This is a genomic window from Paenibacillus oryzisoli (assembly GCF_050467285.1).
GTDB lineage: Bacteria > Bacillota > Bacilli > Paenibacillales > NBRC-103111 > Paenibacillus_E > Paenibacillus_E oryzisoli_A.
This window is the reverse complement of the sequence record NZ_JBCMUN010000006.1, coordinates 492,168-512,533: the sequence shown is the minus strand read 5'-3', so window position 1 is coordinate 512,533 and position 20,366 is coordinate 492,168. Positions and strand designations below refer to the sequence as shown.

Genomic DNA, 20,366 nt, shown 5'->3' with positions numbered 1-20,366 from the left:
GCAGGCTTTGCCTGTGCTCCTTAATTATATCACTGTGCTTTATTATTCCTGCTGGAATTACGAAATAGATGAGGGGTTGTGCCTTCATACTTTTTGAACAACCGAATAAATGTCGTTCTGCTGTAAATACCTACTCGATCCACGATTTCATTTATCGTCAGATCTGTTTCTACGAGCATCTCCTTCGCTTTGGAGATTCGGTACCAGCTTATATAACCGACAAGATTAATGCCCGTCTTTTCTTTGAAAATCCGTGAGATATACTTGGCGGAAACCCCCATCCCCTCAGCAATTTTCTCAAGACCCAGATCACTGTGATAATTCTCCTCAATATACTTGATAATGACCGAGCTGATCTCATTGGATGTGTCATGATTTCGTGTCGTCGTCTGTTCAATGATTGTGTCGAAAAACAGGAGTAGATGTTCCTTCTTCTCTTCGTAGTCGTCGCCTTTGAATAGCGTTTCATTGCCGGATATATGATGTGGCATTAAACCACGCTCAATTAAAAATCTGCAGCCCGTATTATACATCTCTCTAAGCAAACTTATAATAAGATGACGCGGCAAATGCTTCTCTTTGTTTTTCTTCACAATCTCGTCGACTTTTATTTGTAAATTTTCCTTATCCCCCGCTTTTAAACAGTTAATGATGCTGTTTTCATCCATAAAGGAATAGGAAACGTGTGTGATCTCATCCGAAAGCGTTTCTGCCTCAATGATTTGAAAATCCGCTTTCCCATCACTGGAATCCAAGGCGTTCATTGTGTCTGAATAAGATTGGGCGATTCCTAACACATCCCGGTACTCCTTGCCGATCCCGATCCGTATAAGGCAATACCTCGAATCATGCTGGAAGGTATCGATGATTTTCTGCAAGGCCTTTTTCAATTGCAGGGTTTCCTCGTGGTCCTTTAAATTAAATATGCCGATGTACAAGTTTTCTTTTTCCTCAAGCAAATAAACATCCACATAAGAACGCAGCAATCCCCCAAGCAGGTTCCCCATCTTGTTTAAAATTTTCATTCGATCCACATCTTGAATCTCGTTATAAAATGACGCTTTGAATTCGAAACGAATAGCGAAGCACTGATACATGGGTTTCAAAAACTTCATGTCATTTCTTAGCATTCTTTCAATTTCCTCTTGCCCTTTCTTCGATTTCATGCCTCGGAATAAACTGATCAAACACTCCTTGAGATATTCCGCAGATTGCGTTTCCAGCTTGCTTTGGATGTTATGATTCCGTTCGATCAAGCTATTAATCCTCTTGCCGATATAATCAAACTCATTGTATTTGCCCGTTTCATGATTGATTTCGTCCGAGATATCATTTGCATCGCTGAGGATATCTCGAAACCTTTTTATAGGGCTGTACAGGTTATAGGCAAAGATAAATGAAAATATAATGCCGATTAGAATAAGGGTAAAACAAATAACCATGATTGAAGCAACAAAATAACTGGTATCCTTGTTGAATTCACTTACCGGTGTCACGGTGTAATAATTCCACCCATAATTTTCTGAATTGACGCGGGTTACGACAACTTTATTATTTCCAAGCTTTACTTTACTGTTAGATATTTCAGGTGAATTAAAAATTTTGTTCAGTTTCTCAACTACTGAAGGGGCACTCAAATTCGGATCACTGCTCACAATGACCCGATTGCGGTTGTCCGTGACAAGCATTTGAGTCGCATCCATCACGGCATGGTCTTGAATCGTCTTCAGAATCATATCCGTTGGCACTGTCGTCACGAGAACAACCTTATTTCCGCTGCTCGTGTTGGTGAAAACGAAAGGTATCACATTTCTCGCATGCGAAGTACTCTGACTGACTCGGGATGTAACATCCAGAATCTCAAGGAATTCCCCACCCTTAAGCTTATTATCCCAAAATACTTTATTGTATGCTTTCATTTGGTAGTTTTGATCGAAAAAAAAGTCAGAATCGTTAAGCCCATCAGAAAGATAGACCTTTTCTGTATCTGCGTAAGCGAAGATGTGATCAATCAGCACACCAAGGTTCGTAGAAATGCGCGCTAACGTTGCAGGAATTTCTGGGATACGTACTCTGTCCGCAAGACTGTATTCGTCATAAGGACGTAGCAGATCTTTATTTTCGGAGAAAAAATTCGCGCTTGAATCTTGAATCGTACGCAAATAAATCTCGATTGTATCAACAGAGGAACGTAAATTCATTTCTACTTTTTGCGTATAGTTTTCTTGTATTCGGTTAGTTGAGTTGAAATAAAAAACTGTCCCTATAATTAATATAGGGACTAAAAGGGATAAGAAATATCCTAGAATTCGAAAAAAAAGCCGGTTCAACGGAATGAACAATTTAAATCTATTTTTGATCATCATTGAACCTCCTCCTTCTCCAGGGGTTATGGTGTATTTGCGCGAGTATAAGCATCGTTGTAAATTTTCTCGATTTCCGAAACACCGTTATCTGCCAAGCTCTTCATAAACTTATCATAGTCAGACAATGGACGAACACCGATAATAAATTTATCCATTTCCTGATCTACTAAAGTATCTACCTTAGTTACTAATTTTTTTAATTTCTCGCTTTCTTCCTTTGTAAAAGGAGGTATACTGCGTACTTGGAAATAGCCATTCGCTTCTGTCATTTGAGAAGCCCAACGGGTTAATTCCGGATCCGATACTTGAGCCATCGGGTGTTCATCTACATTCGGATCGAAAGCCTCAAATCCAACAGCGATGTCCTTCTGCATGAAACGATAAGGATCTTTCGTATCTGCATACTTCTTGACGATATCTTCCTTCATCATGGGCTGGCCATTTACTACTGTATAGTGCTCGCCCTCAATACCATAGTTCATTAAACGTGTGCCTTCAGGGCTATACATCCAATCCATGAATTTAACAACTTTCTCTGGATCCTTCACTTTAGCACTGATGACATAGTGATGCAGCCAATCCTTCACATACATAGCCGCTCTAGGCTTTGCCTGCCCGTACTGCAGTGGAGGCAGTAGATCGAATTTCGCTTTTGGGTCAATTGGTTTCAACGCTTGATTAAAGTTGACACCAAAGGAGTTATTGTCCCAATAGAATAATGCTTTACCCGAAGCCAGTTTTTCTTTCATTTGGTCACCGGTATTCACTGCATAATCAGGATCTAACAGCTTTTCACTATAAAGTTTGTTGAGGAACTCCAACACCGGTTTAAATTCAGGGTGTGCCTGCCCATAAGACCAACTGCCGCCATTTATGGCCGGGTCGTAGTACATCCGGTTTCCTGAACCCATCGCAAAGGATATTTCATTTAGCAGCTTCTTGGCGTTTTCTCTGCCTGTATAAGGAATCGAATCCGGATAGGCTTCTTTAAATTTTTTCAAAACATGATATAAATCGTCGAAAGTCTTTGGTATTTGCAAGCCTAGCTTTTCAATTAAATCTACTCGGATCATAGGCGCGCCGGCAAGCTGTAATCTCCAATTTCCCAATTGCGGAAAGGAGTAAAATTTACCGTCCACTTTGTTGTTGTTAATAGCCGGGTTTTCTTTTATTAATCTAGCAAGGTTAGGCGCATATTGCATATAGTCGCTAATATTAAGCAGAAGCCCGTCTTTGGCTGCACTGGCAAAAAGTTGATTGCCATTCGCCACCTTCATGATATCTGGCAAAGTATTCGTAGCGAAGATGGTTTGCAACCGTTGATCTAAGTTAGCGGGTGCAAGCTCAAAATCCAGTTTGACATTTGTCTTCTCAAATACAGCATCAAAAACAGGCGATTTGGTGTTAATTTCACCATAGAGTACTTTAAGAGTCATGGGAGCGTCCAACAGTTTACCACTGGATTGAGCAGTGTCTGGTACAGTTGCTTTCGGTGCATCCGTGCTATTGCTTGCCGTATTGCTCGAACATGCCGAAATGATCAAAACAAGAACCAATACCATGGATAAGATGATCGCTGATTTGCTTTTTTGATTAGCCAATGGATACCCTCCTAGAATACTATTTTCTTTCCTTATTTTCAATTTTCCAAAAATGCCATCATGGATAATGAAAGCGCCATCACTCCTTTCAAAATTAAAGAGTCATCCTTTTAGCGATCCCACCATCACACCTTTGACAAAATATTTTTGAATAAACGGATATACAGCAAGAATGGGTAGAAGGGTAATAAAAATAAAGGCATATTTCATGCTGGTCACAATCGTTTTCGAATCACTCTCCGCATTGCTTCCGCTACTGACCAGCCCGTCAATCACATAATTGCGCACAATAACCTGGATGGGGTACAATTTGGAGTCACTTAGGTAAAGCGTTGCCGGAAAGAAGCTGTTCCAATGCGCGACCGCATAAAACATACACATGGTTGCGATGACCGGCATGGAAAGCGGAAGCACGATTCGCAGGAAAATCTTCATATCGTGCGCACCGTCGATATGAGCAGACTCGTAAATCTCGTTCGGGATGTTCTGAAAGAACGTTCTCATAATGATCATGTTCCAAACATTAATTGCCGTAGGTATGACGATTGCCCAGATGGAATTCAACATATGCAACCGAAAAACAACGAGATAGTTGGGAATCAGCCCCCCGTGAAATAACATGGTAATAATAATGAAAAAGGTAAAAACATTTCTTCCATAAAACCGGTTTCGGGATAACGGATATGCGCATAGTGCAGTCATCATGACATTGATGAACGTTCCGACGACCGTATATAAGATCGTATTTCCATACGCACGAAGGACCAAAGGATTATCCAGTACGGCACGGTACGCTTCAAAATTCATTCCAATGGGGAGCCATCTGACCTCTCCCCTCATGACGCTAATCCCATCACTGACAGATACAATAACAACATAATATAAGGGGTACAAAAAGGTGAACAGCATCATGATGATCAGCAAATAAATAATGGTATTATAGAAGACAGAACCGAGTCCTATTTTTCGAGTTACCATAAACTGGTTTCACCGACTTTTCGGGAAATTTTATTCGCAGAAGTAATAAATACTAAAGCGATTACCGATTGGAAAAGCTCAACCGCTGTACCATAACTGAAATCGCTGGAAAGCAACCCGCGTCTATAGACATAAGTCGAAATCACGTCTGCTGTTTCATACGTAGGTCCGGTGTATAAAAGTAGGATTTTCTCAAAACCAATTGTCATGATGTTACCTAAGCTAAGTAGAAACATAATCGTCACGACAGGAATGATCCCGGGGATCGTTATGTTCCAAATTTGCTGCCACCGATTGGCTCCATCCATCTTTGCAGCCTCATATTGCTGCGGGTCGACCGAAGTAAGGGCTGCTAAATAAATAATGGACCCCCAGCCTACCCCCTGCCAGATTTCCGAGCTTACATAAATACTGCGAAACCATCCTGCATCCATCAAAAAAGGGATAGGTTCCTTTCCAAAGCTTCCCAACAACTGGTTGATTAATCCGCCATTTGACATTAGATTAACAACCATACCGCATACAATGACAGTTGATAGAAAATGCGGAAGATAACTGATGGTTTGTACGAGCTTCTTAAACCGCAGAAATTTGATTTCGTTGATAACCAAAGCAAGAATAATTGGAGCAGGAAAAGCAAAAATGAGCATATAAATATTGATCACAACTGTATTCCGCACAAGTTTCCAGAAATAAGGGTCTGTTAAAAACTCGCGAAAATGTGCGAATCCAACCCACTCGCTATGAAAAATTCCCCTCACAAAGTTATAATCTTGGAATGCTATCACAATGCCAAGCATCGGAACGTACTTGAACAGGATAAAATAAACAATCGGCAAAAACATCATCATGTATAAGTACTTGTTTTCCACGATCCTTTTCCTCATTGTTTTGATGACGATTGAGTTAAGAAAAGTCAATCCAGTTCCCCTCCTTAATGCTAACCAGTTACCTCTTCCAAAATATATCACTTCCTACGCGCTAAATTAACACCCACTTTCGCACTTCCCGTTTCATTTTCCCCCTGGTTTGTTCATGTTTCATTTTTCCACCTTGTATCATTTCGGAGTTAGCCAAATCTCTCCAATATTCATCCGTTTAGTTCCTTTCGTACGGAGAAAGCTGAGCTTCAGTTTCCCCTCGCTAATAATCTCGCGAGGGATGTTGGATTCATGCATCGTAACTGTTGAACCATTTACAGGCAGATTCTCATAAACGATGAAGGAATCATTCGCTGTCAATTTCACTTGAACAGCTTTATGTGCTTCCACCCCAATTTCCCCCACAAAGGCCACTTTCAATTGGTAATCCGCCGATGGGTCAAGGTTCTCATAACGAATGATGATCGGGGTGTCGAGCATCACATTCACATGATTAATCCAAGCTAAGGGGATGCCGCCAAGCTCCTTTTCTTTTTCTTCTGCGCGACCGGGTGTTAATAAATAAACGGCATGAGCGGTTCTTGGCGAAACCAAATAACCTGGATCGCTTGCCCAACCCTGACCCGGATCGATACGGCGGTTGCTGCGATACGATCCGATATTATCATAAAAGCCGCCAGGTCCAGGATTCGTCCGATTTCGTATCCCATCAATAATCGCCAGTCGTTCTGCCTCATCCTTCGCCTTATGAATCATGGCACATCGGATGCGAAGCCAACGGGAATTGTTCAAGGGGTAGTTAATCGCATCCATGAATGCACCGCGATCCTGAGCAATCGCGAAATGTCGTGTCACAGTTAGCTGGTAACCTATATTCTCAAATAAACGGTCTGCCAAATCATCGCACCGTCTGCGATAATCCTGAGCAACGGGTTCAGTTACAGCTCGAGCAAGGATTTGCTCAACCCGTTCCGCTGCAACCAATGCTCCCGTAAGCTCCACTTCCCTTAGCGCATCCATGGCTCTATATTCCAGCTCTGTTTCATAGACAAGTCTACGCTTCGTGTACGCATCAAAGTAAGCTCGAAGCAATCCCATCTGAAAACGGTAATTGTTCAGAACGCTCTGGGGGGCTTCCCTCTCCATTTGCTGCCACTGCAGCAAGGTCACTTCCACGCCTTCGTTCGCTAATAGCGGACCCACCCAGTTATCCTCCAGTGCCAGCAGTCCTTGAGCTATGCCATCTGCTTGCTCATAGCCGATAAACCACCTGCCGTAGTCGCGTAACGTTTCTGCCACCGGTATCTGAGGATTCCAATCTTGATCGCTCCAAACGAATTTGTTTACATCGTCATTAATACCTTCTGAGTAAGAGATATTGCCGACGGCATAAGAGGCAAATACATTATGAATTTGCTTTTGTGCTATAGGACGCGGATTGGTGCTTTCTCTGCCTAGGGTCAGCGCAAATGACAGATCCCAATCCGCTACTGGATACTGGCAATGGAAATTATGTGTGATGTCTTCATAACGGCGAATTGGATATTTCTGAGGAACGATCTTTCTTAGCTCGGGCAGCGTTTCATCCACATGAGGGCCAAACACGATGCCGCCCAGCCAATCCGGCTCCTTGCTCAACTGCTCATAAAACCCTTTCTTCCATGCGGACGGATCTGCATTCATGACCTGCGATGACAGCCAAATCTGAGCATCCGGGTGGTAGGTGTGCAGAATCTTCGCAACTTTCTCGCACCAAACGAACAGTGGTTCTGGATCCAAATCGCCAGGATCACTGCCTGGGATAAAGACGTGCTCTATATAGGGCACCATGCTGAATATTTGTTCGCGTTCGGCCAATTCGGCTTCGACGATTTTCGGATCAGAGAAATCTTTACCGAGGTTAGGGTACCAGACCCATGTGTCGAGACCATAAGAATGTATGACTTCGGACAGCCGAATCATCATTTCCATGGGTTCGACCTTCATTACCGGCCCTGTGGCATCATCATCGGTTCTAGGCGGCATGATTTCAATGCTGTTGGCGCCGAAAATGGCTAAGTCTCTGATATACTGGTCAAACTGCTCCACACTCCACGCATCATAGGCATTGTTCTTAGGTCTGTACCCAAGCTGATGTCCTCGGATTGGAAACCTGGGAGCTTCTGTTAGATTGAGCTCATTATCCAGCTGTATGACATTGTCTCCCCAGTGCAATGAACGCAAAAGCTTTCCTGTACCGTAGAGAACACCACGGGCATCTGCACCGACAACGAAAACAGCTTGGCGTAAAGCTTGAGACACTGTTCTCAGCGCAAACCCTTCCGGTGATAGCGCAGGAATATCCTCATGCAGCTGGATTGGGCCGATTCGTTCAAACGAATCAGGTGTTCCGATTGCAATAAATGGAACGTTTCCATCCGGATAACTATGCGAGCGAAGCAGTATAATCCCCGTCCGTTTAGCCAATTCTTCGATCAGGACATCGACCGCCTTGGCTTCCGCCCCTTCAGCATCCTTGGCATATACGACTGTGGCTTGTTTCAAGTTCAAATATGTCATCTGGGGACAACTCCGTTCATGTGTGTTGTAACAACTCGTAATTCTCCATTCACAAAACTACAATTTGTACTGTTCGGCGTATTCTTTGGACACGGCATACAACTGCTCGACCATTTGCTTTCCGGTCTCGTTGAGGTCCTCCAACTTCCGAGAGCGCGAGTGGAGTCCAATCCCCACACCATCCAGGCTAATGAAGTATTTGGCGTTAATGGGATAAGGCTGTCCTTCATGCGCAGAGGCCATTCCGATAAAGTTCATCAACCTCAGTGCTTCTTCAGGCTGGGTATGCCAATTACGGCATAGCCAGACGTAAAGTTCTGGATGAAAGTTAGCCATGATCCCGCTGAAGCCTGCAGCTCCAGCCTTTAACGAATCAAGCAGCGTTGTTGCATTCGCATTAAATATTTTTAGAACACTTCCTTCTACGGCTTTCAACTTGGCCTTAATTAGCGGAAGCGAACAGCTGGTGTCTTTCAGAAACAGAAAACGTTCGGTCGCTGCGCACCATTCCAGCAACGCTGGCGAAAGCTCCCTTTTATATGGATAAGGGCATTCATAGAAACCGAGCGATAGGTCTGCAGGCAGCTTCTCGAGCAAGCGTTCCAGATTCGCTCTCCAAACATGATCAGACTCATCTTCCCGGGCTAACCGATTCGTAACCAGGACGACGGCATCCGCTCCAGCTGCAGCGATTGCAAGTATATCCTCTACCTGCTCTTCAATTGAATCCGAAACGTGCCCCGATGCAATAACTGGAACCCGGCCTGACGCTTTACCTACAATAAATTGGGTCAATTCACTTCTTTCCTGCCGCGACAGATTGAACATTTCACTTGATAAACAAACGGCAAAAAGCCCCTCTACACCATGAGCGATATACCAGTCCACCAATTCCCCTAATGCAGGATAATCAATTTCATTCTTTTCGTTGAAAGGCGTAATCATCGTGCTCCAGACACCATTCCTAATCGTTTTCCCCATCGCTTTTACCTCCAGTTTCCTTCTATTGAGATAACATTTTCAAAATATATCACTTCCATAGCGCAAAAATAACACCCACTTTCACGTTTTCCGTTTCATTTTTGCTCATGTCATACGATTGTTTCATTTTTCTACCTTGTATCATTTTGAACTCGTTCCATTACAAAAGAAAGCGATTACATTCCGCCTCTAATGGGCGTGTAATCGCTCTTTTACATTGTCATGCATTAAGTTCAATGATTGACTACATGAATAGGACTTCCCTTTAAATAAGCTCTTAGGTTGTCCGCGGCTGTAGCCATAAGCCGGCTGCGGGCTTCTTTCGTTGCCCATGCTATGTGCGGCGTAATGATACAATTCCGTGCACGGAGCAGCGGACAATCTGCCCTTGGCGGTTCTATGCTGAGCACATCAAGCCCTGCGCCGCCAATGGTGTTGGCATTTAAGGCATCAGCCAAATCCTGCTCCACGACTAACGCGCCTCGGGAAGTATTAAGCAGTAGCGCTGTCGGTTTCATTAGGGATAGCCTTGCTCGATTCATTAACCCCTGCGTATCCGGAAGCAGCGGGCAGTGCAAGGATACGACATCGGAATTGGCAAGCAGCTCATCCAACGGAACGAACCGGGTGTCCGCCCCATCAGGGTGGGGATTGCGGCCGCTTGTACTGGCCAGCACTTCCATGCCAAGAGCCCTGCATACTTTTGCCACCTCTTGGCCAATTCTGCCATAGCCGATGATGCCGATCTTCTTGCCATGGAGCTCTATTAACGGCTTCAGGCTAAAGCAGAAATCGCCGCTGCGGCTCCATTCACCACTGTGCACTGCCTCATTATGCAGTCCGATATGATGGCATAATTCCAAGAGCAGCGCAAGTACAAATTGAGCGACCGAGGATGTTCCGTAAGTCGGAACATTTGTCACAGGAATGTTCCTGAAGGATGCGGCCTGAATATCGACGACATTGTACCCTGTTGCCAGTACACCGATATAACGAAGATCAGAAAGCTTACCAATCGTATCTGCTGAAAGCGGCGTTTTATTCGTGAACAGGACGTCTGCACCTTTTGACCGTTCCACGATTAATTCTGGGGGCGTTCGTTCATACACCGTAACCTCCCCCATAGCCTGTAGCTCCTCCCAGCTTAAGTCTCCTGGATTCAAGGTATGTCCATCTAATATGACAATTTTCACTTTCCCCACCCTTTCAAGCTGTCTTTTTTAGAAACGTCATGACAAAGTCTATTTCTTGCCCAAAGCTTTGTCAATAGCCATGTGTGCGCTTACAATACACTCAAAATACAGAGAATAGATAGGATTAGAGCAGGGATATTACCGATATTTAACCAGTTGGCGGGTTGCTGGAGAATCCACACAAAAATAGTTGGCCTAATATTATAAACGGAAGTCATTATTTCACATTCTTATCTATCTCAAAATCCGTTACATTGAAAATGAAAAAGGTGCGCTACAAATTGAAGAGAGTAGGGAAAATAAATGGAAAAGAAAACGCAATTACACCTTATCGGAAATGCTCATTTGGACCCTGTGTGGCTATGGCAATGGCAGGAAGGTTATGCTGAAATTAAGGCAACCTTCCGGTCTGCCCTTGATCGAATCAAGGAATTTCCAGATTTTATCTTCACCTGTGCTTGCGCAGCCTATTATCAGTGGATTGAGGAAAATACGCCAGAAATGTTTGCAGAAATCCAGCAGCGCGTTGCTGAAGGAAGATGGGTCATTGTCGGGGGCTGGTGGATTCAACCGGATTGCAATCTGCCTTCTGGAGAATCGTTTGCCAGACAAGGCCTGTATAGTCAAAGATACTTTCTTAAAAAATTCGGCGTCATGGCCAATGTTGGCTATAATGTCGATTCTTTCGGCCATCATGGCATGCTGCCGCAAATTTTGAAAAAAAGCGGGCTTGATTACTATGTGTTTCAACGTCCGAATATCAAAGAGAAAGATCTCGAGAATAGTCTCTTCTGGTGGGAAAGCGAGGATGGCACTCGCGTGATGACGTTCCGTTTGCCAACCGGCTACACAGACCAAGGACCTGCGCGAATGGAAGAACGTATCCTCAAACATATGGCATTAGCCGAGAATGAAGGGAATCCCGTGATGTCTTTCTATGGCGTTGGCAACCATGGAGGCGGACCAACCATTGCGGCACTTCATAAATTGGGAGAGCTCCAGGAGAAGTATGGCGAGGACAGCCTCGTCTTCAGTTCGCCGAACGCATTCTTTACTGATGTAGAACAGCAGAATTTGGATATCCCTACGCTAAAAGAGGATCTGCAGCTGCACGCCATTGGCTGTTATTCCGCCCATTCGGAAACGAAAGCTTATAACCGCAAGGCAGAGCATCGTTTGTTAACAGCTGAAAAATTCTCAGCGTTAACCCACCATCTCCTTGCACTTCCGTACCCGCAGGAAAAGCTTCAACACGCCTGGCAGCTCGTCATGTTCAACCAGTTCCATGATATCATGGGCGGCTGCAGCATTAAAGAAGCTTACGAGGACTCCCGTGAGTCCTATGGCGAAGCACTGAATATCTCAGCTGTCGCGCTTAATGCTGCGCTGCAGAAAATCTCGTGGTCCATTGATACGATGCTGCCCGAAGTCAAGTCATTAAGCAAGGAAAACGATTGGATGTTATGGGAGCAGGCGGATCTAGGCATCCCGCTAGTTGTCTTTAATCCCTTGTCATGGGAAGTAAATGCTCCGATTTATCTTACGACAGAGCTCACAAGCATAACGGATGAAACTCAGCAGCCTATCGTAAGTCAAACGATCCGCGCTTCGCGTACAAACGGAAGAAATGACAAGTGGGGGAGCATGTTCATCGGCCGAATCCCGGCAATGGGTTATCGCGTTTACTGGATTTCGAAAAAGAAAACCCAAGAAAAAGCGCTGCCGACTGCTGCACTTGCCGTCAGCTCTACTCTTTTGGAAAACGACTTTATCCGTGTTGAATTTGATCCCCATAACGGCAGTATCGTCAAACTTTGGGACAAACGTCTTGAACGCGATATCTTCAACGGCAAAGGGGCTGTCGCTCAAATTATCGACGAGTACGATTCAGATACCTGGAGCCATGAACTCCGAGCGTTTCCAAACCTGATCGGTCAGTTCACCGACGCGAAGTTTCGAATTCTGGAGCAGGGCCCGCTGCGGACCGGAATACGGATCACCAGCCGATATAATCAGTCCGTGCTGCAGCAAGACTTCTTCCTGTATCACGACCGTGCTGATCTTGAAGTCAAGGTGCAGCTTGACTGGCGGGAAAAGCATAAAATGCTTAAACTCGCATTTCCAATCAACACGGAGCAGCCTGAGGCAACGTATGAAATCCCATATGGATACATGGTCAGACCCGGAGATGGAGAGGAAAAGCCTGGTCAGCAGTGGGTAGATATCAGCGAAGCGAATGTTGATGGGGATAAACCGAAATACGGATTTGCACTGCTCAACGACAGTAAATATGCCTATGATGTCAACGGACATATCCTTCGTATGACCGTCGCACGCGGGGCCATTTTTGCCGACCACTTTGGCTACCACCATGGTTCGCGAGATGATTTATGTGAATATATGGATCAAGGGATTCAGGAGTTCAAGTACACGATGGTGCCTCATGAAGGCACATGGCAAGAAGCACAAATCGTGAAGAAGGCCTATGAGCTCAATGTACCGCCAATCACCATCATCGAAACGTACCATCAGGGTGCTCTGCCGCAAAAAATGGAAGGGATTCACATTGCCAACGATGGCATTATTGCTACCGTATTCAAAAAAGCGGAGGATGGAAATGGCTATGTGCTGCGCTGCTATGAGTCCTCAGGCTTCAAGACGAATACAACAATTGAAATCCCTTTCCTCAACCGCAGATGGACAGCCACCTTTGGGAAATGCGAGATTGTCACCTTCCTGATCACTGATGATGTGACTCAACCGGTTAGGGAACTAAATTTATTAGAAATGTAGTCAACAGGTATTCTTCCTTTGTCGGAGTGCGGTACAATAGAAAGATAAACCAGATCCCGCAAGGAGTCCCCTTTCCCTATGACTATTCACATTGAAAGCTACACAGATCAGCTGCATGCTCTGCAAAAATGCATCATGCAGCCTATTGTCTTTAACGATATATCCTTTGTGCTTCTAGATGCACTACCCGCCTATCATGAACCGGATTGGACTTGTGAAGAACATCGGCACCCTTGGTTTGAGTTTAATTACGTCATGAAGGGCAGCACGATAACAACATTAAGCGGTGTCCCCTTTCGTATTACAGCAGGTCAATCCTACTTAATTCCCCCTGGCCAAATACATGGTCATTATCATGAGACAAAGGAAGTAGAGGATGGCTTCTGCTTACGCTGGCAGCTTCAACTGCTTGAAGTTAATTCCAGCACTGCAGCCACCTGCTTCGGTAAAGAATGGATTCGATGCTTTTCACAGCCTAGACCCATTGCTGTTGAGGCAGAGATCAACTTTCCGCTGCTGAAGCTACATCAAAAAATGAGTGTGTCAACCATTCAAGCAACCCTGCTCCACTGGCTTAGCAATATCTACGAATCCTGGCGTCCTGAGCAACACCAAACAGTCGAATTGAAACATAATGTGAATTCCCTTCTTATTCAACAAGCAGACCTTTACTTGGAAAAATATTTTGCCACAGAATTTAAGGTACATGATGTTGCCAATGCTTTACATGTGAGTTATCGCAACCTATCGAGAATGTATAAACGGGAAACAGGACTTACATTAATTGAGAAGTTAAACGATATCCGAATCAGACAAGCAAAAAGATTTATTAAGGAGACCCATTTATCCCTTAGAGAAATCGCGATGGCCGTTGGCTTCAAAAATGAATTTTACCTTTCCAAAATGTTCCGGCGCTATGCCTTAATGTCTCCAACACAATTTAAGCTGCAGATCGACCCGTCGGTCACCTCATCACTTGATTTTGAGCGGCATAAATAAGGAACCAAGGACACTTGATTGTGTTTAAAATGAAAGAAGGTCCGCCTAAACAGGAAATAACCTGCTTTGCTGACCTTCTGTTTTTTTCCTTTGATTTTTCTTTGATTCATCAGCGCCCGCTTCTCGATCCGCGACATATAGCTGCGGCGCGTCTCCTCCAGAGAACGCAGATGCATCAAGATCTCGTTCTCGATACAGCGCGCCGCGAACGTCGCGAGCTTGGTCCCTTTGTTCGGGGAGAACGATTCAATCGCTTTGATCAGACCGATGGTCCCGATCGAGATTAAATCCTCGAGTTCTTCTCCGGTATTGTCGAATTTTTTGACGTTGTGAACACGAAGCAAGGTAAATTAACCGCCAAATCCACAAGCCTTCTGCAAAAAGGCTAACAGCCATCAAATAAAACTAAAGCCTCTGGTGAAGACTGGTTTTTTAGTAACTTTCGTGGTCCCGAGTGCGCAGTAAACTTTCCAAACGCCCAGCCGTATCCGCTGAAGCAGTAAAAATGATGACCTTCAGCTCCGGATCAGTCGGCGGCTGCAAGGTCACTTGTTCGAACTCCATCTCTCCAATACGAGGGTCGTACCACTGTTTGTGGCAATCTGTAACGACCTGAACGTCATGTCTCGGCCATATCTCGCGGAACAGCTCGCTATTCTGCATAAATTCTTCAATAAGCTTCTTATACCTATCATCATTAGGGAAGTGTGCGTAATCAGCACGAAAGCGCGCAATCATTACCTGCGCTTTGGATTCCCAATCGTTGTTGTGGGATTTAAGTGACGAGTCCATCAAAAACCGTCTCAACCAATTGGGCCTTTGCTGCATATTATTTGAGAATACCGGCAATCGAAACACTATCTCGGCTGCCTGGTTCCATAATAACAAGTCCCAACTCCTTCCAATTATGAATGCAGGATTCGGTTCAAGAGCCCTTACCGTTCGCTCCAAGCCAACATTCAGTTCTTGTTCTTCTACTTTTGCCTGAATTATCGGCCTTGCCAGAAGATGAAGATGTTGACGTTCATCCTCAGTCAATCGCAGCGCTTTTGCTATGTTATTTAGTACATCCTCTGAAGGATTGATACTTCTGCCTTGTTCCAAAGAGGTATACCAGGACGTTCCAATATGGGCAAGCTGAGCCACTTCTTCCCTTCGAAGCCCTGGAGTCCGACGTCGTCCGTAAGATGGTAGCCCCACTTCTTCCGGATTTAGACGCTCTCGACGCGAACGCAAAAATTCGCTTAACGAGATTCCAGTAGCGATCACTTCCATTGACCACTCCTCCTTATCCTAACACTACCAATCATACGATAAACACAGGAAGGAAGCTACCCGCACATTATGTCATACTGCCAATATAGCATTTGAAAAACTCAGGAGGTTTTGAAAAATGAATGTTTTCCTAACAGGAGCAACAGGTAAAATAGGAAGCCGCGTTGTTCCGCGATTGCTGCAGCGTGGTCATCACGTCAAACTTTTAGTTCGGGATGCTGCAAAGGCGGATTGGTTTCGCCGGCAAGGAGCTGAAGTTTATGAAGGCGATCTTTTGCATACGGATAATTGGACTGACGCTCTCTGGGGCACAGATGTTGTGATACACTTGGCTGCGCAGTTCCGCGGTGTAGACGAGAACACTGCTAGGATGTCAAACGTCGATGCCAGTATAACTTTAGCTCGCGCAGCCTTGAAGGCGGATGTGCCAAGGTTTGTATTTTCCAGCACCAGTATGGTTTACGGTTCCCCGAATCATTCAAGACCTAGCCGTGAAGATGACGAATTGAAGCCGATCTCCCCTTACCCTCAAACCAAAGTTGCTGCTGAAGACGCGCTGTTGCGGCTTCATCGAGAACAGGGATTAGGACTGCGCATTTTGCGGCTCGCTTTTGTCTATGGTGAGCAAGATCCCCATGTCAGGGAATTTCTACCGTTCATGCAAAAATGGAATCCTGCCAAACAACTCCATATGGTACACCATGCGGATGTAAATCAGGCCCTAATGCTCGCTGCTTCCACACTAGGTATAGATGGCCGAATCTACAATGTTGCCGACGATGCTCCGATCTCCGCAGCAGAGTTGTTTCAGCTTCATGACCACCAGATTCCGTCAGAAACACAGCAACAGGAATTTAATCCATGGGAAATGATTCTTGAGACAGCGCGCATAAAAGACGAATTACATTATCGTCCAATTTTCCCGTCGTTCTATTCAGCAAGAGATGCAGGAGCGTCATAATACAACATTATGTACTGTGAAGTAACATAAAAAAGATCGCAAGCATCCGGAAATACTGCCCGGACTTAGCGACTTATATTTAAATCTACCTAAAAATACCTTCATCTATATCACATTCATTACAACCGTTCCTCATCGCTTCGCCTTATAAAACTCATGATACAGCTTCATGAGCGCCCGTTTCAAGGTAAAATAAATAACCCGATAGCTCAGAGGCCTACCGGGGGCTGATCGTTTTCATTTGAATGTGATAATTTTAATTTTCGAGCAAATCACGGTGAATCTTAACAACGATCTTGACCAGATGAACACTCTCTGCCAAATGGCAATTTGGGCGGTGAATTTCACCAGGCCAATAGACGGTGAAATCGCCCGGCAGAAGCCGAATACGTCCTTCGTTCTCAACATGTTGGAACAGGATGTAATCCCTTTGTTCCAGTTGGTCTTCAACCGCCTGGTTCTTATTTGAATGAGAGGCGAAGCCTTGCCACTCTTCCCCTGCTAACACGAGATGGATGTCGGCATAACAGGCATGAGCTTCGGCCAGTTGTTCCTCGAACAGCTTAGTCGTCGGTTTCTGCTTCATCAAGTACATGTTCTTTCCTTCTAATTCAACTGTAGACTGTATATCGTTCGGATTCAAATTAATGACATATTCGAGCGCACGACATACAGCCTCACCATATTGGTATTGATGATCCCGGCGATAACGGATCGTATCTATAATCATGGCAAGCTCCTCCTAATGTCCGGTACATATACCATTCCGGTGACGACACAGCACGTCACTTCCTACGTAGAATGCCTTGATTTGTTCGCGTTCTTTCTCCGTAAACTGTTTAAGCGGCTGGCGGACAGCCCAAGATGAGATCACGCCCTGCAAATAAAGCATATATTTCTCATACGGGATGACATCGAATTGGATCATATGCGCAATCACCTCGTTGGCCTCGGCTTGCATCTTCTGCAATGTCGGCATGTGAGGACGCTCTTCCGCCGCAATCAGCTTATACATTTGCGCGAATAAGCCTGGCATCATGTTGAACGTGCTGCCAATGGCACCATCCGCTCCGGCATAAGCGCCTCCTGAATAAATTTCGTCATGTCCATTGAAAATCAGGAACTCGCTGCCGCATCTCGCCCGAATCTGCTGCATTTCGAACAAATTCAGCGACGTGAATTTCACTCCAATACATTGCGGATTGCGGCTCATCTGCTCGTAGAAGTCCATAGACAGACTGACCCCCGTCGCTCCTGGGAAATGGTAGATGATCATCGGCAGCGGGACCGCAGCCATAATAGCCTCGTAATGCTCCCGTATTTCTTTCATCGTCACTTTGTAGTAGAACGGAACGACGGCCGAAATCGCGTTGACGCCTTGCTTTTCTGCATGTTTGGCAAGTCTGATCGATTCCAGCGTGCTGATGCAGCCGACATGCGCAATAATCATAACCCGTCCCGCAGCGGTTCGGACCACCGTCTCCAAGACTTGTTCCCGCTCATCGCTTGTCAAAATAAATCCTTCGCCAGTGCTTCCTCCCACATAAAACCCATGGATGCCTTGGTCAATTTGATGCTCTACCAGATTTGCCAAAGAGTCGAAATCGATCGCTCCATCCTTATGCATCGGTGTAAGCAGCGCCGTAAAAATACCATGGAACGAAGTTCGTTCTTCCTTGTTTTCAGTAGTTTTATTGTTTGTCGTCATACCCTATCTCTCCTTTGGCGCCATAGCGCATGATGTGAATTATGATGATTGTATTGTAGCCCCTGGTATAGCGAATTTCCCCCCACTTTTTTATTAAATCTCTCATTTCTTTATGAAACCGCCTCATTTAACAGACTTCCCTTGAAAAATCATTTTATTACTTCCACCGACCGGATGTACTCGACACTTCCATCGTAATCATTGCCGATCCGAAAATCGCTGGCATTATTCTGCAAATTTCTAAAATTCGCGTCTGTTATCGTAAAGGCAGCTTCCTTCCAAGTATTCGTTCCTGTTTTCACAATATGCAATGGTTTGTATATAGCGTTAAGCGCATTGTATTGGATCAATATGGTGTCGGTTCCGGAATCATAATACGAAATTTTAATCGTCAACAGCGCATCTCCTGTTCGTGCGAATCCATCGGATACCTGAAAATAGAAATATTTATTGTCACCTGATATTTTGCGTGCCTCCACACTGCTTATTGTCTCCACCGTCGTATACGGTTCTTTTGTTGGATCACTCGATTGAACTTGCTCTATCAATGTGTAGTTGTTGACATTTTTCAATATGACTTTCGCGTGGTTGCTTTGTTTTCGCACCGTTACCTTGCTGAAGGATTTCAAGCCGTTGTTATCTGAATAAATACGAAAATCGGAATAACTATTTTGCCTGTTGGCGAATTTAATATCGTTTAAGGTATACGTTTGGGTTTTCCACCCACCTGTATTGCCAATATACACTTTAGCCATTGTTGTATAGGCTCCTCCCTGCCCATCGTATTGAAGCTGCCATGAGCCGGACCCGCTGTCTAGATATGTCACTTCTATCGTAACCGTTGTATCAAGCCCGTCGTTCGTGTCATAAAGCCATTGGTCGTTCAATCGAAAATATGCGTATTTATTGGGGGAAACCTGGATATAAGATCCATAGCTCGTTACTCCGCTGTCTGCCGGAGACGTGTTCATAAATAACGTGAGCGAATTTTCCACTTGCGCGCCGAAGAAGCTTTCGGCACCGTTCAACGCTTGAAAATGGTACAAAGCCTTTAACGGTGATAAATTTTTAGCGACAAGACCAAAATTGTCCTCCTTAACATTGTTCGTGTCCGTGTCTCTATAATTGTACCAAAATGTTTTGGCGACATTTGGCCACCGTTTGTTCATCGCATACACTTGATCCGCGTAGTCAGCTTTTTGGTATTCATTCGTTCCCATCGAAGAAGAGCCGGTTTCCGTTATCCAGATCGACTTGCTTCCCAAGGTCGCACTGTACTTATTTACGATGTCCATCATCCCGTTATATTTACTGACCAGAAGCGGTGATGCCCCGTATGCATGGTAATTAATGATGTCAAAATAGTTCCCTGCTCCCTTGCTCATCAATGTATCGAACCATGTGCCGAGACCATAACTTGTTAAAGCCAATCCCCCCAATAATACGGTATTGGAAGAGTCGGTCGCTTTGACAGCAGTATAGGCTTTCTGCAGGAGGGTATTGTAATCGTCGATACTGCTCTTCCAGAATCCCAACGAATCCTGCTCGTTCCAAACCTCCCAATAATTGATTTTCCCTTGATACCTTGTGGTTATAAAATTGACATAGCTTTCCCAGTCCGCCCAATTGGCCGGTTTATACCTGGCTATATCCGGTGAAGGAACCCCCGGCATGGAGGAAGCCCAAGGTGCGGTATAACATAAAATCCAAACAATATGGATGCCCTTTGCAGTCAATTGATTGACCATATTATCCAATTGATTCAAGTAGGCCGTGTCATACACACCTTTAGCTGTTTCAATCCTGCCCCATTCGGGGGAAATGCGGATCCATTGAATTTGGGAATCGGCGATTTGATTGATTTCCGTCGTGTAATCCGTCGTGTAGCGTTGCAAAGGGTCATTCACCCCAAAGTAGTCGGAATCGATGGCGTTGGCTTGGTTAAGCGGTAAACCGATGATGCCTGCAAGACAAATCATCAAGAAAATCCCCATCTTCCTCAGAAACATATCAAGTCCCTCCATTCAATTTGAACATGCATGTTGGATCGCCATGTATGAAGGAAAGCCCC

General features: G+C 44.8%; 14 protein-coding genes and 1 pseudogene. 3 read left to right on the top strand and 12 right to left on the bottom strand.

What is annotated here, in order from left to right; translation table 11 throughout:
- Positions 1-29: 29 nt before the first annotated feature.
- The 7 genes from ABE504_RS11090 to ABE504_RS11060 all read right to left on the bottom strand — a co-directional run bounded on the left by ABE504_RS11090 (position 30) and on the right by ABE504_RS11060 (position 10,559).
- Positions 30-2,366 carry a helix-turn-helix domain-containing protein gene (locus ABE504_RS11090; RefSeq protein WP_430088100.1) on the bottom strand — a complete coding sequence of 779 codons (2,337 nt, stop codon included), beginning with the start codon at positions 2,364-2,366 and terminating at the stop codon, positions 30-32.
- Between the two features lie 23 nt (positions 2,367-2,389).
- On the bottom strand, positions 2,390-3,967 hold the full coding sequence (locus ABE504_RS11085; RefSeq protein WP_430088098.1) for an extracellular solute-binding protein: 1,578 nt from the start codon (positions 3,965-3,967) through the stop codon (positions 2,390-2,392).
- A gap of 102 nt (positions 3,968-4,069) precedes the next feature.
- The gene (locus ABE504_RS11080; protein ID WP_430088096.1) at positions 4,070-4,945 is read right to left on the bottom strand and encodes a carbohydrate ABC transporter permease; all 876 of its coding nucleotides are present in this window, start codon (positions 4,943-4,945) and stop codon (positions 4,070-4,072) included.
- Positions 4,939-5,817 carry an ABC transporter permease gene (locus ABE504_RS11075; protein WP_430088094.1) on the bottom strand — a complete coding sequence of 293 codons (879 nt, stop codon included), beginning with the start codon at positions 5,815-5,817 and terminating at the stop codon, positions 4,939-4,941. The genes ABE504_RS11080 and ABE504_RS11075 overlap by 7 nt, the downstream gene beginning before the upstream one ends.
- A gap of 186 nt (positions 5,818-6,003) precedes the next feature.
- On the bottom strand, positions 6,004-8,385 hold the full coding sequence (locus tag ABE504_RS11070; RefSeq protein WP_430088092.1) for an alpha-glucuronidase family glycosyl hydrolase: 2,382 nt from the start codon (positions 8,383-8,385) through the stop codon (positions 6,004-6,006).
- A 57-nt stretch (positions 8,386-8,442) separates the two neighbouring features.
- Positions 8,443-9,366, bottom strand: coding sequence for a dihydrodipicolinate synthase family protein (locus ABE504_RS11065; protein WP_430088090.1), 924 nt, complete (start codon positions 9,364-9,366; stop codon positions 8,443-8,445).
- Between the two features lie 233 nt (positions 9,367-9,599).
- Positions 9,600-10,559, bottom strand: coding sequence for a D-2-hydroxyacid dehydrogenase (locus tag ABE504_RS11060; RefSeq protein ID WP_430088088.1), 960 nt, complete (start codon positions 10,557-10,559; stop codon positions 9,600-9,602).
- A 303-nt stretch (positions 10,560-10,862) separates the two neighbouring features.
- Between ABE504_RS11060 and ABE504_RS11055 the strand changes: the two genes are divergently transcribed.
- The gene (locus tag ABE504_RS11055) at positions 10,863-13,352 is read left to right on the top strand and encodes an alpha-mannosidase (RefSeq protein WP_430088086.1); all 2,490 of its coding nucleotides are present in this window, start codon (positions 10,863-10,865) and stop codon (positions 13,350-13,352) included.
- A 78-nt stretch (positions 13,353-13,430) separates the two neighbouring features.
- Complete coding sequence (locus ABE504_RS11050) at positions 13,431-14,351, top strand: AraC family transcriptional regulator (protein WP_430088084.1); 921 nt, start codon at positions 13,431-13,433, stop codon at positions 14,349-14,351.
- Between the two features lie 143 nt (positions 14,352-14,494).
- On the opposite strand, the pseudogene ABE504_RS11045 reads toward ABE504_RS11050, so the two are convergent.
- Together ABE504_RS11045 and ABE504_RS11040 are read right to left on the bottom strand one after the other, a co-directional pair.
- Positions 14,495-14,695: pseudogene (locus ABE504_RS11045) on the bottom strand (sigma factor); the annotation flags it as partial.
- An 88-nt stretch (positions 14,696-14,783) separates the two neighbouring features.
- Positions 14,784-15,626, bottom strand: coding sequence for a helix-turn-helix transcriptional regulator (locus ABE504_RS11040; RefSeq protein WP_430088082.1), 843 nt, complete (start codon positions 15,624-15,626; stop codon positions 14,784-14,786).
- 118 nt (positions 15,627-15,744) lie between these two features.
- Here ABE504_RS11040 and ABE504_RS11035 point away from each other — a divergent pair, with 118 nt between their 5' ends.
- Positions 15,745-16,587: an NAD-dependent epimerase/dehydratase family protein gene (locus ABE504_RS11035; protein ID WP_430088080.1), complete on the top strand. Its 843-nt coding sequence runs from the start codon at positions 15,745-15,747 to the stop codon at positions 16,585-16,587.
- Between the two features lie 256 nt (positions 16,588-16,843).
- Here the strand turns inward: ABE504_RS11035 and ABE504_RS11030 are convergent, their stop codons facing one another.
- From ABE504_RS11030 to ABE504_RS11020, 3 genes are all read right to left on the bottom strand, one after another.
- Positions 16,844-17,317 carry a YhcH/YjgK/YiaL family protein gene (locus ABE504_RS11030; RefSeq protein WP_430088078.1) on the bottom strand — a complete coding sequence of 158 codons (474 nt, stop codon included), beginning with the start codon at positions 17,315-17,317 and terminating at the stop codon, positions 16,844-16,846.
- 12 nt (positions 17,318-17,329) lie between these two features.
- A complete protein-coding gene (locus ABE504_RS11025; protein ID WP_430088076.1) occupies positions 17,330-18,295 on the bottom strand; it encodes an N-acetylneuraminate lyase in 966 nt (321 codons plus the stop codon).
- Between the two features lie 149 nt (positions 18,296-18,444).
- Positions 18,445-20,304, bottom strand: a complete 1,860-nt coding sequence (locus ABE504_RS11020) for a hypothetical protein (protein WP_430088074.1) — start codon at positions 20,302-20,304, stop codon at positions 18,445-18,447.
- Between the last annotated feature and the right edge of the window lie 62 nt (positions 20,305-20,366).

Bases quoted from the DNA above. Each gene is read 5' to 3' on its own strand.
- ABE504_RS11090 (WP_430088100.1), bottom strand. From the start codon at position 2,366: ATGATGATCAAAAATAGATTTAAATTGTTCATTCCGTTGAACCGGCTT.
- ABE504_RS11080 (WP_430088096.1), bottom strand. From the start codon at position 4,945: ATGGTAACTCGAAAAATAGGACTCGGTTCTGTCTTCTATAATACCATT.
- ABE504_RS11070 (WP_430088092.1), bottom strand. From the start codon at position 8,385: ATGACATATTTGAACTTGAAACAAGCCACAGTCGTATATGCCAAGGAT.
- ABE504_RS11065 (WP_430088090.1), bottom strand. From the start codon at position 9,366: ATGGGGAAAACGATTAGGAATGGTGTCTGGAGCACGATGATTACGCCT.
- ABE504_RS11055 (WP_430088086.1), top strand. From the start codon at position 10,863: ATGGAAAAGAAAACGCAATTACACCTTATCGGAAATGCTCATTTGGAC.
- ABE504_RS11050 (WP_430088084.1), top strand. From the start codon at position 13,431: ATGACTATTCACATTGAAAGCTACACAGATCAGCTGCATGCTCTGCAA.
- ABE504_RS11040 (WP_430088082.1), bottom strand. From the start codon at position 15,626: ATGGAAGTGATCGCTACTGGAATCTCGTTAAGCGAATTTTTGCGTTCG.
- ABE504_RS11035 (WP_430088080.1), top strand. From the start codon at position 15,745: ATGAATGTTTTCCTAACAGGAGCAACAGGTAAAATAGGAAGCCGCGTT.
- ABE504_RS11030 (WP_430088078.1), bottom strand. From the start codon at position 17,317: ATGATTATAGATACGATCCGTTATCGCCGGGATCATCAATACCAATAT.
- ABE504_RS11025 (WP_430088076.1), bottom strand. From the start codon at position 18,295: ATGACGACAAACAATAAAACTACTGAAAACAAGGAAGAACGAACTTCG.
- ABE504_RS11020 (WP_430088074.1), bottom strand. From the start codon at position 20,304: ATGTTTCTGAGGAAGATGGGGATTTTCTTGATGATTTGTCTTGCAGGC.